Raw genomic sequence first — 13,646 nt, forward strand, 5'->3', positions numbered from 1 at the left:
CATGACCGACCTGGCATCACATACAGGTCATCGGGACCGGCTGCGTGAAAAGCTAACCTCAGCGGGTGGATTAGCGCTTCACGATTATGAATTGCTTGAGCTCTACCTGTTCCGCTGCATCCCGCGCCGCGACACCAAACCCATCGCCAAGGACCTGATCGCCCGCTTCGGTGATCTGGGCGGCGTCGCTGGCGCCGAGGTCCGCGAGCTGACCGCCATCAAGGGCGTCTCCGAGCGGGTCGCCGCCGACCTCAAACTCATCCAGCCGCTGGCCGAACGCCTGGCCCGCGAACAGGCCATCGGGCGACCGGTCATCACCTCCTGGTCAGCCCTGGTCGCCTATTGCCGCACCGCCATGCAGCACGCCACGACGGAACAGTTCCGCGTTCTATTCCTCGACCGCAAGAACAAGCTGATCGCCGACCAGGTCCTGGGCGAAGGTACGATCGATCATGCGCCGGTCTATCCCCGCGAAGTGGTCAAGGCCGCCCTCGCCCACGAGGCCTCGGCCATCATCCTGGTGCACAACCACCCCTCCGGCGACGCCACGCCCAGCCAGGCCGATATCGAGATGACCCGCACGCTGATGGAGATTTGCAAACCGTTTGAAATCGCGGTGCATGACCACCTGGTGATCGGCCGGGAGAATACGGCGAGCTTCAAGACGTTGGGGTTGATGTAGGACCTCAGCCATAACCCGGGTGGCGTCATATGTGGCCCGGAAAGAGCGAGCCACGGGTCGCAATAACCCTTAAGATTGCTTATCAGCAAACAATGGAGAGGCGGGGCACCGGAATTGCCCCTCCTTACACGACAGGTGCATTTCCCCCGGACGCAGCCCGGCGAAAGCCGGGCGAAGATCCGGGGCTAACCGAACCCGACACCAGCCTTTGCGCCCGTCCTGCAGCGATATGCCCAACGTCGATCCCGGATCGCGCTCTGCGCGTCCGGGAAAATTGTGCGGCGCGCGTTGGGGAAAACTCCCGAGACGCCGACCCTACCCCGCCGGTTCAATCGGCTGCCAGAGCTCGATCTTGGTCCCGTTCGGATCCATCACCCAGGCAAAGCGACCATAGTCGAAATCCTGGGGCTCGCCTTCCAGCGCAACGCCCTTCTCGGCCAAGCGCGCCAGCATGCCGTCCATGTCATCGATCATGAGATTGATCATGAAAGGCTTGTCGGACGGTTTGAAATAATCCGTCCCGGTTTTGAAGCCGGAGAAGATCGTCCGCGCGCCCTGCGGAAAGGCCTTGCCGCTGTCGGCATGCAGGAAGTCGGCGCCGCCATAATCATTGATCTCAAGGCCCAGCTTGTCCTGATACCAGGCCATCAGCGCCGCCGGATCGGGGCTGTGAAAGAAGATGCCGCCGACACCAATGATTTTCGCCATCTTGTTCTCCTTCGCTTGTTGCCGAAGCATAGGGCGCAAGGGCTGGTCGGGCTAGCACAGCCGGTCAATCTTGCGGAGCAGGGCCTCGCGATCACTCGCTTTGAGGAAGATCGCCGGGATGCGGACCAGATAGCGGGCATGACTGCTGGTCTTCTTGATCGCCTGACGCTCCGCCCCGGCAGCGATGAAACGGCGAATTTCCGCCAGCATGGCGGCGTCCTTGGCCCACAAGGTTTCACCACGATGGTCCAGCTTGAACCAGGCGTCCGACGGCCAGTCGAGCGCATGCTTGGCCGCATGCCCGCACGCACTGCACCGCACCTGCCCGTCCCAATTATCGGGCAGAATTTCGCCCGTTGCGGTGCGCAAACTCACCGGCAAGGGCTTGCTATGCGAGGTCGAGAACACTGCGCGCCCGCCACAATGCGGGCAAACAATATCCAGCGGGCCGTCCAGCAGGGGCAGTTCGTAGATCGAGCTCATGGGCCAACCTATCGCTGCTTTGCCCGGCCGCACAGATGGAAAACAGGCTGGACGCGGCGCGCCTGTCGCCTAGCCTCTGGCCGGTCGGACGCAAGAGGACCGGAGCAAGATGCAAGCCCCCGCCAACTATTTCACCCATCTGGAATGCTCCGAGACGGGTGAGCGATACGAGGCCGACCAGCCGCACAATCTCTCCAAGGCCGGCAAGCCGCTTCTGGCGCGCTATGACCTTGAGAAAATGAAGGCGGAAAATGATCGCGGCGCGATCTGGGCGCGCGGTGGCGGATTCTGGAAATGGCGCGAGCTTCTGCCGGTGGCGGGCGACGCTCATGTCTGCGCCCTCGGCGAAATCGATACGCCGCTGATCGATGTGCCGGCCACCGGCAAGGCATCCGGCGCGACGGGTAAGGTCTGGGTCAAGGATGAGGGCCGCCTGCCGACCGGCTCATTCAAGGCGCGCGGCCTCGCCCTCGCCGTCGCCATGGCCCATCAATACGACCTCAAACGCCTCGCCATGCCGACCAATGGCAATGCCGGCGCCGCCCTGTCGGCCTATGCCAGCCGCATGGGCATGGAGAGCTGGTGCTTTGCGCCGGAGGACACGCCGGAAGCCAATCTGCGCGAGATGGCGCTGCAGGGCGCCCGCGTCTTCAAGGTCAACGGCTTCATCCATCATTGCGGCGCCCTCGTCGGGGCCGGCAAGGAGAAGATGGGCTGGTTTGATGTCTCCACCCTCAAGGAGCCCTTCCGGATCGAGGGCAAGAAGACGATGGGCCTGGAACTCGCCGCCCAACTCGGCTGGCGGGTGCCCGATGCGATCTTCTACCCGACCGGCGGCGGCACCGGCCTGATCGGCATGTGGAAAGCCTTCGACGAGATGGAAGAACTCGGCTGGATCGGCCCGGAGCGCCCGAAAATGTTCGCCGTCCAGGCCGAAGGCTGCGCGCCGATTGTCAAGGCCTTTGAGGACGGCGCGAGACACGCCGAAGAATGGCTCGACGCCCAGACCGCCGCCATGGGCATCCGCGTCCCCAAGGCGATCGGTGATTTTCTGATCCTGGACGCCGTGCGCGAGAGCGGTGGGGCTGCGCTCGCTGTGTCGGAAGACGCGATCGAAACGGCGCGGACACGCTGCGCCCGCGAGGACGGGCTGTTGCTCTGTCCCGAGGGCGCGGCGACGCTGGCCGCCATGGAAAAGGCGATGGGCGACGGGCTGCTGGCGCGCGACGCCGAATGCGTGTTGTTCAATTGCGGCTCGGGCCTGAAATACGCGATGCCGGACGGGGCCGTGATGCTGGATCGGCACGGGGATGTGGATTGGGCGGCGATGTGATTTAAATGCTTGCGTGACAACAAACAGACGCGTCTGAAATGCGAAATTTTGACGGATTCAAAAATGGAAACTTAGTTGCATGACTGAGCCATCATCGTTCGAGCGTGAGATTGCGGACTACGCGATCACCCAGTCGCACAAGCACGAGTCAGAGTCGGCTAACGCCAAGAAAGAACAAGGGCGATACTTGGTTGCAGGTGCAGCAGGTGGGATAGCTCTGCTTGTCGGGCAGTTCGACACCGCTGCCGATACACAACGACTGTTAATCGCATCAGCGCTCATATTTTACGCTGCATCGCTCTACTGTTCATTCAACACCTTGAGAGCAGTTTGGGTAGAAGAATCTGAGAACGCTGTAGCGTGGAAAAAATGGGATGTGGCTGCCCGAACCGTCGTCTTTGAACAAATTCAACAGAAGGGCGCTGTCTCTCGAATGTTGGAACTTCCGCCAACGCCACGAAACAAAACGAGACAATTTGATCGGTGGAACTGGTGGGCGGTAACTTTTCTTGTTCAAGGAGCGATTTGGTCGCTTTTCTTCCTTGGTAGCCACTTTGAGTGGTGGCCATGGCTCGGCCAGCATGCAATTGAGTCAGCCCCTGTTGGAGGCGAAATTTTACCTCCGGAAGCATCGTGCACATCGGGAAAGAGCCCACCCGCAAACTGCGGCAGCGAAAGCTCCGCCCAGACGTTGTGAGCGCTTCATTTCCGTGTGTGGCCGAACGACCGAGGGAGATCATCGGTCTGTCGAATGTAGATTGGGACAAATTTTAGTTGCGCAGCTGCCGCAGCGCGCCCCTCACCTTTGATTCCTCTCCCCGGTCGGGGAGAGGCGGTGCTCGGGCGCGCCCGGACAGACGCACGGTCAAACCCTCTCGCCAAGGCGGGGTTTTGCAGGCCAAGATAGGCGCATGCGAAGATTGCACGTCAACCGTTACGTCCTGGGCTGGGCCCTGATCGCGCTCTGGCTTGTGCCGGTCGGTCTCGAAATCATCCTGCACGCAACTTGGATCGAGGGCGGCGGCAAGTATGGCGACTTCATTCTGGCGCTGCGCCGGGACCTGGCCGTCCCGGATGGCTTGAGCGAGAGCCTGAACGCGATCGCGCTGCTACTCGGCCCGGCGATCGTGCTACTCTGCGAACCGGCGCTGCCGACCTCGGCACGCCACAAGGCTATCCTGCCCGAACAGCGGTTCCGGGCCGGCATGGTCGATTACGCCGCTGCGCAACTGGCCATCGCCCTGCCCGCGCAGTTGCTCTTGCTGACGCTCAACGAGATGCAGCTTGGCCACCCGTTTGACCCGGACTGGCTCGGCCTGCCGCGCCACTTCGTGGAGCCGCTCGGCCCCGTCGCCTGGCTGATTTATACCGGCTGGCACATCGCACGTCGCAAGCAGACGCTTGGCCAATACGTCAATCGCTATCGCTTGGTCCATCCAGGCCCGGCGTTCAGCCCGCGCGAAGTGGCCTATCAGGTCTTCCGGGTCTTGTTTTACGCGGGCGGGCAACTGGCGCGCTCAATCCTGCACCGTCCGCGCTCAATCCTGACTTATACCAAGGCCGAATACGCCGCGCTCGACGAGACCGAGACGCCCTACTGGTACGCAAACGCCGGCGTGACGACAGAAGTTCTCGACTATGAGGTGGGCCGGTAGCGCGCGTTCAGCCCACCCTCCCCTTGACCTCTCCGCCATTCCATCGCATCCCCCGCGCTTCTGTCTCACACCGCGCGGAGCCCGCTCATGATCCCCCGCTATACCCGTCCTGAAATGGCTGCCATCTGGTCGGACCAGAACAAGTACAAGATCTGGTATCTGATCGAGGCGCACGCGACGGAGAAGCTGGCGGAGCTGGGTGTGGTGCCGCAATCGGCGGTCGAGGCGGTGTGGAAGGCCAAGGATGTCGAGTTTGATGTCGACCGGATCAATGAGATCGAGGCCGAGGTGAAGCATGATGTCATCGCCTTCCTGACCCACCTGGCCGAGCATGTCGGCGAGGAGAGCCGTTTCGTCCATCAGGGGCTGACCTCTTCGGACGTGCTGGACACTTGCCTCGCCGCGCAGATGAAACAGTCCGCCGACCTCCTGCTGGAGGGCATGGACCGGGTGCTGGTGGCGCTGAAGACGCGGGCCATGGAACACAAATTCACCGCCTGCATCGGTCGCTCGCACGGCATCCATGCCGAGCCGACCACGATGGGTCTGAAATTGGCGCGCTTTTATGCCGAGTTTGACCGCAATCGCGCCCGCCTGGTCGCGGCGCGTGACGAGATCGCCACTTGCGCCATTTCCGGCGCCATCGGCACTTTTGCCAATATCGATCCGGCGGTGGAAGAGCATGTCGCCAAGCAGATGGGGCTCACCGTCGAGCCGGTCTCGACCCAGGTCATCCCGCGTGACCGCCATGCCAATTATTTCGCCGTGCTGGGCCTCATTGCCTCGGCGATCGAGAATATCGCTATCGAGGTGCGCCATTTGCAGCGTTCGGAAGTGCGCGAGGCGCAGGAATATTTCTCGCCGGGCCAGAAGGGCTCGTCGGCCATGCCGCACAAGCGCAATCCGATCCTCACCGAAAACCTCACCGGCCAGGCCCGCCTGGTGCGCTCGGCCGTGGTGCCGGCGATGGAGAATATTGCCCTCTGGCATGAGCGCGATATCTCGCACTCCTCCGTCGAGCGCGGCATCGGCCCCGACGCCAATGTCCATCTCGACTTCGCCCTGCACCGCACCGCCGGCATGATCGAAAAGCTGATCGTGCATGAGGATCGCTGCCTGGAAAACCTTCAGGCCTATGGCGGCATCCACAATTCCCAGCGCGTGCTTCTGGCCCTGACCCAGGCCGGTGCCTCCCGCGAGGACAGCTATCGCCTGGTCCAGCGCAATGGCATGAAAACCTGGGATGAGGGCGGCATGCTGGTCGATCACCTGAAAGCCGATGAGGGCGTCACTGCCCTGATGACAGACGCCCAGATCGAGGCCTGTTTCGACGAGGCCTATCACATGAAGCATGTCGACACGATTTTTAGCCGGGTGTTCGGGGACTGAGGGCCTCGCTACTCCGCCCGCGGGAGTTTTGAGAACGCGCGCAACGGCGCGCAACGATCCATAGATCACTTGTCAGCCAGCAGGCCGTATCCGGTTATCCAGCTCAAGGGTGCAACCGCGAAGCGGCGCCTGCGGCGCCCTTGACCTGGATAACCGGATACGGCGACATCTCGGCAAGCAGTCTATGGACAGGTTCGCGCCAAGGGGGCGTCACGTCCGCGAACACAAAACTCCGTGAAATCGAGCTCGCCGCGGTAGCCCGGCAGCCCGCGCGCGCCTAATCTCCCCCCATGGCCAAGACTCACCCCCATATCGACGATCGCATCCGCGCCTTCATCGAGAAGCAGAAGCTGTTCTTCGTCGCCACGGCCCCGTCCGGAGACGGCGGGCATGTGAACCTATCGCCCAAGGGCTATGACAGTTTCCGCATTCTGGGACCCAATGAGGTCGCCTATCTCGATCTCGGCGGATCGGGGATCGAGACACTGGCGCATGTGCGCCAGAATGGCCGCATCACCTTCATGTTCTGCGCCTTTGACGGCGCCGCCAACATTCTGCGACTCTACGGCCAGGCCGAAGCGGTCTCCTTTGATGAGCCGGGTTTTGCCGACAAGCTCGCCCTCTTCCCGGACTTCCCCAAGGCGCGTACCATTTTCACCGCGAAGATCGACCGCATTCAGGACAGTTGCGGCTGGGGTGTGCCCTTTTACGATTATGCTGGCGAACGCGACCAGCTGATCCGCGCCAATGCCCACCAGTCCGACGAGGAATGGTCGGAGCGGCGCTATGTTTCGAACGCGGTCTCGATCGACGGCCTACCCGGCCTGGTCAAGCCGGATGCAGCGGAGTAGTTCGCCATGCGCCTCAGCCTGATCCTCATTGCCGCCCTCGCCGTCTTCATGGCGCCGAATTTCTTCCGCTCCGGATGGGACGGAACGGCGGAGGCCGAAGTGACCGAAGCGGTCGCCGAGCGGCCGCGCCTGGCCGCCGTCATGTTCCGCTCCTCCTGGTGTTCGGCCTGCCGCATCATCGAGCCGCGCGTCGAGGATGTGCGCGCTGACTATGAGGACGCCGCCATCGGCTGGGTGAAGTTCGACTTCACGCTGGGTCGGCGCGAAAGCCTGCGCGAACTCGCCGAGGCTGAGGGCCTGACGGACATTTACAGCGAGGCGGCCGGCTCGACCGGCTTCATGCTGCTGATCGACCGCGAAACGGGCCAGGTCTTCGAAATGATCACGATGGATTACGGCCGCGACCAGATCCGCGAAGCCCTGGACCGCTGGCTGCGCGTGGTCGAGCGGCTGGAGACAGAGGGGGTCTGAGGGCGCAAACAAAAAGCCCCGGCAGGACCGGGGCTTTTCCTGTCACGTTCAAGCGAAAGATCAGCCCTGCGAGCGGATCTGTTCGCGGGCGGTGACCAGGAGATCGTCCATCTGCTTGCGCAGCAGATGGTCGGACACCTCAACGCCCTTGGCGTCAAAATCACCGCGCACCTTGCGGAAGACATCGTCATCGCCGGCTTCCTCGAAATCGGACGCGATCACCGCCTTGGCATAGGCTTCCGATTCCGGACCATCGAGCCCCAGCAGCTCGGCCGCCCACAGGCCCAACAGCTTGTTGCGGCGGGCCGTCGCCTTGAACTCGATCTCCTGATCGTGGGCGTACTTGTTCTCGAAGCCTTTTTCGCGATCGTCGATGCCCGACATGGGTCTCTCCCTGAAGACGGTCCTGATGGACGGTTGTGTTGCCTGTTGAGTAGCTTGGCCGCCCGGCCAAATCAATCTTTGCGCTGAAGCTCGCGCAGGCTTCATGCCGCACCGCGACAAGAGATTGCACCACAGGGCCGCGAGGGATATTTTCAGCCTCCGATACGCGGTCCGGTCTTCGATTCGGGCCGCGTCGTGCTTTTTCATGGCCGGGCGTCCGCTGGGGGCTGCCGGGTCCGCCTCTGGAGCGCCCACCATGTCCCGTCGCAAGATGATTTACGAAGGCAAGGCCAAGATCCTCTATGAGGGCCCCGAGCCCGGCACCATCGTCCAGTATTTCAAGGACGACGCGACCGCCTTCAACAACCAGAAGCACGCGACACTCGAGGGCAAGGGTGTTCTCAACAACCGGATCTCCGAGCACATCATGCTCGGTCTCGGCCGGATCGGCATTCCGACCCATTTCCTCAAACGCCTGAACATGCGCGAACAATTGGTCCGCCAAGTCGAGATCATTCCGCTGGAAGTGGTCTGCCGCAATGTCGCCGCCGGTTCGATCAGCACCCGTCTCGGCGTGCCCGAGGGCGAGCAATTGCCGCGCTCCATCGTCGAATTCTACTACAAGAAGGACGAGCTGGGCGATCCGATGATCTCGGAAGAGCACATCACCGCCTTCAACTGGGCGACCCATCAGGAGATCGACGACATGATGGCGATGACCCTGCGGGTCAACGACTTCCTGTGCGGCCTGTTCACCGGCGCCGGCATCCGCCTGGTCGACTTCAAGCTGGAATTCGGTCGCCATTACGAAGGCGACATGGTGCGCACGGTCCTCGCCGACGAGATCAGCCCGGACAGCTGCCGCCTGTGGGATCTCGAAACCAACGAGAAAATGGACAAGGACCGCTTCCGCCGCGACATGGGCAATGTCACGGAAGCCTATGCCGAAGTCGCTCGCCGTCTCGGCATCATGAAGGAAAGCGGCCAAGGCGCCGCCAATGGCGATGTCGGCAAGGGCGACGCGGCGAAGTAGATCCTCGCCCAGACAAGGCGAGGTGGGGAAGTAACATTCCGCGCAAACCTATCCATTTTTCCCGGAGGCGCGCAGCGCCATCCGGGACCAACCGGAGACTCATCATTTGCCGGATGGTCGCGTAGATCCCGGCTCTCCACCCCGCTTTTGCAGGGCTCCGGCCGGGAAAATGGTGAGGGTGAATTGGGCAAAGCGCGCGCCAGCGCAAACTCGTCCATTGATGTCTTGCCGGGACTAAGCCTCAGCCGGTTTTCGAGCTCAAGGGTGTAACCGCGAAGCGGCGCCTGCGGCGCCCTTGACCTCGAAAACCGGCTGAGGCCCGCTGGCTGACAAGACAACAACACCGCCCTCCTCGCTGCGCTCGGCCCCCTTCGTCCCGCCGCTCGCGCGTCGGGCCACTTCCCCTGCTTTGCGGGGGCAGAAAGAAGGTCGACAGACCGGCCCTGCTGAATCCGTACGCCCCACGAATTGCGCGCGCGACGACTCCGCTTTATGCAGGGGCGAAATGTCGTGACCAGCACAAGCGAGTCGAGCCCGTGAAAGCGAAAATCCACGTCTATCTGAAACCCGGCGTTCTGGACCCCCAGGGCGCCGCCGTTGCCGGCGCCCTGCACAATATGGGGTATGACGAGGTCGAAGCCGTCCGCCAGGGCAAGCTGATCGAGCTGGACCTGACCGGCGATGACGTCGAATCCGCCCGCAAGCGCGTCGATGAGATGTGCGCCAAACTCCTCTCCAACCCGGTGATCGAGAGCTACTCGATCGAACTGGCGTAGGAGAGGCCGGCATCATGAAATCCGCCGTCATCGTCTTCCCGGGCTCCAATTGTGATCGTGATGCCCACGACGCGATCGAACATGTCACGGGTCAAAAGCCGGCCATGGTCTGGCACCAGGAGAGCGAATTGCCCGAGGGCACCCAGTTCGTGATGGTGCCGGGCGGGTTTTCCTATGGCGATTATCTGCGCTGCGGCTCGATGGCCTCGCGCTCGGCCATCATGCCGGCCATCGTCGCCCATGCCGCGACCGGCGCGCCGGTCCTGGGCGTGTGCAACGGCTTCCAGATCCTCACCGAGAGCGGTCTCCTGCCGGGCGCGCTGATGCGCAATGCCGGGCTGAAATTCGTCTGCGAGAAAGCGCCGCTCACGGTCGAGAACGCCAATACGCAATTCACCTCGCGCTATGAGGCCGGCGCCCGGCTTCTGGTCCCCATCGCCCATCATGATGGCAATTACTTCGCCGACCCCGAAACGCTCGACCGGATCGAGGGCGAAGGCCAGGTGGTGTTCCGCTATGGCAAGAACCCCAATGGCTCGGCCCGCGACATCGCCGGCATCACCAATGAGCAGGGCAATGTCATGGGCATGATGCCCCACCCGGAACGCGCCGTGGACGCTGGGCATGGCGGCACGGATGGTCTGGCGCTGTTTGAGAGCCTGCTGGGGAGCGCTTAGCCCCGCTTCATAACCGCCAGCGACGGCGCAGCGGCGTAGCCGATGGCGCTGAGCGCTTCGACGAAGCTTTTCACGCTGGCACCGCCACCGGGGGCCAGCAGACGCCGGACATGGGTTTCGCCCTTGCCGAGCCGGCGGGCGAGCTGACTCTGGGCGCCGCGACCGGTTGCGGCGACCCAGCGCGCGAGGACCACACGATAAGCCGTGACATGGTCGGGACAGACGAGGTTTTCGCCCGGTTGGCGCGGTGACGGGTCCGGCACGGCCTCGCCGCGTCGCAAGCGATCCCGAATCACCAGGTCGAGCGCGTCGGCTGCCCCTTTGAGCGCTTCGCTTTCGTCGGCCCCATCGGTAGCCAGCTCGGGCAGGTCACGACACTCGACCCAGCTCCGCCCGTCTTCATCTTTGTGCAGCCGGACCGGATAGGCGAAAATTGTGAAATCAGCTTTGTCCATGCCTGTCTCCGCTCAGAATTTCTCTTTCGACACAGCGAGATCGCGCAACATCTTGGCCAACAAGCCCTTGCCAATCTCGCCCGATTTGACTGTCGTCGGCCGATTATCGAGGCGAACCAATTGGTGTCCGCCCTTGCCACGCTCCGGGGAAATTGCGAGATCGAGCCCGTTGGCCTTGGCGTAGGCTCTCAGGCGGCGAATAAAACCCTTGCCGTTCATGGAGCCTTCCTTCGATATAAGGCAGGACGCGGAACAACACAATAATGTGCGCACAAGTTTGTGCGCACATCGATTATCGTCTTGAGGTTGCATTATGACTCAATACTCGGACCAAGTCACCGCCGAGATCGTCAAGGAACACGGTATCAATGACGCCGAATACGCCGTCATTCTCGACCGTCTGGGCCGGGCGCCGAACCTGGTTGAGCTGGGTATCTTCTCGGTCATGTGGTCCGAGCATTGTTCCTACAAGTCATCCCGCGCCCATCTGGGCCGTCTGCCGACCTCCGGCGAGAAGGTGATCCAGGGGCCGGGCGAGAATGCCGGCGTGATTGATATCGGTGATGGCCAGGCCTGCATCTTCAAGATGGAAAGCCACAACCACCCCTCCTTCATCGAGCCCTATCAGGGTGCGGCGACCGGTGTGGGCGGCATTCTGCGCGATGTCTTCACCATGGGCGCGCGCCCGGTGGCGCTGATGAATGCGCTTCGTTTTGGCGCGCCCGAGCACAAGAAGACCACGCATCTGGTCTCCGGCGTCGTCGCGGGCATTGGCGGCTATGGCAATTGCGTCGGTGTGCCGACCGTCGGCGGCGAGACCAATTTCCACGCCGGCTATAATGGCAACATCCTGGTCAATGCGATGGCCGTCGGCCTCGCGGACGCCGACAATATCTTCTACGCCCGCGGCGCCGAGCCGGGCCAACCGATCGTCTATGTCGGCTCCAAGACCGGCCGCGACGGCATTCACGGCGCGACCATGGCCTCGGCCGAATTTGATGATGCCTCCGAGGAGAAGCGTCCCACCGTCCAGGTCGGTGACCCCTTCACCGAGAAAAAACTGATCGAGGCCTGCCTCGAGCTGATGGCCACCGACGCCATTGCCGCCATCCAGGACATGGGCGCGGCCGGCCTCACCTCCTCCTCGGTCGAAATGGCCGACAAGGGCGGGATCGGCATTGCGCTCGACATGGACAAGGTGCCCCAGCGCGAAACCAACATGACGACCTACGAGATGATGCTCTCGGAAAGCCAGGAGCGCATGCTGGTCATCATGAAGCCGGGTCGCGAGGACGTCGCTTACGAGATCTTCAAGAAGTGGGAACTCGATGTCGCCGTGATCGGCGAGACCACGGATACCGGCCGCATGGTCCTCACCCACAAGGGCGAGACCGTCTGCGATATCCCGGTCGCCCCGCTGGCCGATGACGCCCCGAAATACGAGCGCCCCTATTTCGCGCCGGAAGTGCGCGCCCAGCTCAATGCCAAGGACGTCGCCCAGCCCGACCATATGGGCGAGATCCTGCTGAAGATCATGTCGAGCCCCGACATGGCCTCCAAGGCCTGGATCTGGAAACAGTATGACCGCCACGTCATGGCCGATACCGCAGCCTCGTCGGAAGACCCGTCGGATGCCGCCATTGTCCGTGTGCACGGCACCAAGAAGGCGCTGGCCATCACCACCGATTGCACGCCGCGCTATTGTTTTGCCAACCCGTTCGAGGGCGGCAAGCAGGCTGTCGCCGAAGCCTGGCGCAATCTGACGGCTACCGGTGCCGATCCGATCGCGATTACTGATTGCCTCAATTTCGGCAGTCCCGAGCGTGAAGAGATCATGGGCCAGTTCGTCGGCTGTATCGATGGCATGGCCGAGGCCTGCGCCAAGCTCGACTTCCCGGTCGTGTCCGGCAATGTGAGCCTCTACAACGAGACCAATGGCGTCGCCATTCCGCCGACCCCCGCGATTGGCGGTGTTGGCCTGATCCCGGACATGTCCAAACGCGCCCATTTCGGCGGCATGCGTGAAGGCGATATCCTGCTGGTTGTCGGCGAGACTGAAGGCAGCCTTGGCGCCTCGGTCTATCTCAAGGTCATTGAAAACCGCGAGGACGGCGGTGCGCCGCTGGTCGACCTCGACGCTGAAAAAGCCAATGGCGATTTCGTGCGCGGCCAGATCCGCGCCGGACGCCTCTCCGCCTGTCACGACCTCTCCGATGGCGGCTTGGCCTGTGCCGCCGCCGATATGGCGCTGGCCTCGGACATGGGCATCAAGCTCGCCCATGAAGGCAATGTGCCCATGCATGGCTATCTCTTCGGTGAGGACCAGGGGCGTTATCTCCTGGCGGCCGCCAAGGAAGACGCCATCGCCATCCTGCAGGACGCCAAGGCCGATGATATCCCGGTCCATGTGGTTGGCCTCGCCGGCGGCAAGGCGGTCACCGTCAATGGCGCCCACCCGCTGGAACTCGATCGCCTGCGCGCGGCGTGGGAAGGCTGGATGCCCGGCTTGATGGAGCAATTGGTGGAAGCGGCGGAATAGTCCACATCACAGAACACAGCAAAAAGCCGCCGCGATCTCGCGGCGGCTTTTTTTTTCTGCGCTGTTCCCCGTCTAACTTCTGAATGCCAGCAGCGACGGCTCCTCTGGTCGGATGATTCTTCGAAAACACAACGCACTCAGCTCGAAACACAGCTTAAGATTACAGTTTGGGCCGAATCTCTACCGGGAACCAATACTTTCTACTTTAGA

16 protein-coding genes are annotated in these 13,646 nt (G+C 62.5%); 11 read left to right on the forward strand and 5 right to left on the reverse strand.

The window, feature by feature from the left end:
• Position 1: 1 nt before the first annotated feature.
• Positions 2-682 (forward strand): RadC family protein, encoded by a 681-nt coding sequence (gene radC, locus C7435_RS06200; RefSeq protein ID WP_121210449.1) that lies wholly within the window; start codon positions 2-4, stop codon positions 680-682.
• Positions 683-997: 315 nt separating this feature from the next.
• Here the strand turns inward: radC and C7435_RS06205 are convergent, their stop codons facing one another.
• Both C7435_RS06205 and C7435_RS06210 read right to left on the reverse strand, forming a co-directional pair.
• Positions 998-1,390, reverse strand: a complete 393-nt coding sequence (locus C7435_RS06205; protein WP_170150357.1) for a VOC family protein — start codon at positions 1,388-1,390, stop codon at positions 998-1,000.
• Between the two features lie 51 nt (positions 1,391-1,441).
• On the reverse strand, positions 1,442-1,873 hold the full coding sequence (locus tag C7435_RS06210; RefSeq protein WP_121210451.1) for a hypothetical protein: 432 nt from the start codon (positions 1,871-1,873) through the stop codon (positions 1,442-1,444).
• Positions 1,874-1,982: 109 nt separating this feature from the next.
• On the opposite strand from C7435_RS06210, the gene C7435_RS06215 reads away from it, so the two are divergent.
• From C7435_RS06215 to C7435_RS06235, 6 genes are all read left to right on the forward strand, one after another.
• Entirely contained in the window at positions 1,983-3,206 is a 1,224-nt protein-coding gene (locus tag C7435_RS06215; protein WP_121210452.1) for a threonine synthase, read from the forward strand.
• 79 nt (positions 3,207-3,285) lie between these two features.
• Entirely contained in the window at positions 3,286-3,903 is a 618-nt protein-coding gene (locus C7435_RS16945; protein ID WP_143742917.1) for a hypothetical protein, read from the forward strand.
• Between the two features lie 214 nt (positions 3,904-4,117).
• Entirely contained in the window at positions 4,118-4,861 is a 744-nt protein-coding gene (locus tag C7435_RS06220) for a hypothetical protein (RefSeq protein WP_147422640.1), read from the forward strand.
• Positions 4,862-4,948: 87 nt separating this feature from the next.
• Positions 4,949-6,250 (forward strand): adenylosuccinate lyase, encoded by a 1,302-nt coding sequence (gene purB / locus C7435_RS06225; protein ID WP_121210454.1) that lies wholly within the window; start codon positions 4,949-4,951, stop codon positions 6,248-6,250.
• A 290-nt stretch (positions 6,251-6,540) separates the two neighbouring features.
• Complete coding sequence (locus C7435_RS06230; protein WP_121210455.1) at positions 6,541-7,101, forward strand: pyridoxamine 5'-phosphate oxidase family protein; 561 nt, start codon at positions 6,541-6,543, stop codon at positions 7,099-7,101.
• A 6-nt stretch (positions 7,102-7,107) separates the two neighbouring features.
• Entirely contained in the window at positions 7,108-7,572 is a 465-nt protein-coding gene (locus C7435_RS06235; RefSeq protein ID WP_121210456.1) for a thioredoxin domain-containing protein, read from the forward strand.
• A 60-nt stretch (positions 7,573-7,632) separates the two neighbouring features.
• On the opposite strand, the gene C7435_RS06240 is transcribed toward C7435_RS06235, so the two are convergent.
• Positions 7,633-7,956, reverse strand: a complete 324-nt coding sequence (locus C7435_RS06240) for a DUF1476 domain-containing protein (protein WP_121210457.1) — start codon at positions 7,954-7,956, stop codon at positions 7,633-7,635.
• 256 nt (positions 7,957-8,212) lie between these two features.
• On the opposite strand from C7435_RS06240, the gene purC reads away from it, so the two are divergent.
• The 3 genes from purC (at position 8,213) to purQ (ending at position 10,442) form a co-directional block, all read left to right on the forward strand.
• Positions 8,213-8,989, forward strand: coding sequence for a phosphoribosylaminoimidazolesuccinocarboxamide synthase (gene purC / locus C7435_RS06245; RefSeq protein ID WP_075190606.1), 777 nt, complete (start codon positions 8,213-8,215; stop codon positions 8,987-8,989).
• Between the two features lie 536 nt (positions 8,990-9,525).
• Complete coding sequence (purS, locus tag C7435_RS06250) at positions 9,526-9,765, forward strand: phosphoribosylformylglycinamidine synthase subunit PurS (RefSeq protein WP_121210458.1); 240 nt, start codon at positions 9,526-9,528, stop codon at positions 9,763-9,765.
• A gap of 14 nt (positions 9,766-9,779) precedes the next feature.
• The gene (purQ, locus tag C7435_RS06255) at positions 9,780-10,442 is read left to right on the forward strand and encodes a phosphoribosylformylglycinamidine synthase subunit PurQ (protein ID WP_121210459.1); all 663 of its coding nucleotides are present in this window, start codon (positions 9,780-9,782) and stop codon (positions 10,440-10,442) included.
• On the opposite strand, the gene C7435_RS06260 is transcribed toward purQ, so the two are convergent.
• Positions 10,439-10,897 carry a type II toxin-antitoxin system HicB family antitoxin gene (locus C7435_RS06260; protein WP_121210460.1) on the reverse strand — a complete coding sequence of 153 codons (459 nt, stop codon included), beginning with the start codon at positions 10,895-10,897 and terminating at the stop codon, positions 10,439-10,441. The genes purQ and C7435_RS06260 overlap by 4 nt on opposite strands.
• 12 nt (positions 10,898-10,909) lie before the next feature.
• A complete protein-coding gene (locus tag C7435_RS06265; RefSeq protein ID WP_121210461.1) occupies positions 10,910-11,116 on the reverse strand; it encodes a type II toxin-antitoxin system HicA family toxin in 207 nt (68 codons plus the stop codon).
• A gap of 94 nt (positions 11,117-11,210) precedes the next feature.
• Here C7435_RS06265 and purL point away from each other — a divergent pair, with 94 nt between their 5' ends.
• The gene (purL, locus tag C7435_RS06270) at positions 11,211-13,436 is read left to right on the forward strand and encodes a phosphoribosylformylglycinamidine synthase subunit PurL (RefSeq protein WP_121210462.1); all 2,226 of its coding nucleotides are present in this window, start codon (positions 11,211-11,213) and stop codon (positions 13,434-13,436) included.
• Positions 13,437-13,646: the final 210 nt, after the last annotated feature.

The organism is Maricaulis maris, from assembly GCF_003634045.1.
Classification (GTDB): Bacteria; Pseudomonadota; Alphaproteobacteria; order Caulobacterales; family Maricaulaceae; genus Maricaulis; species Maricaulis maris.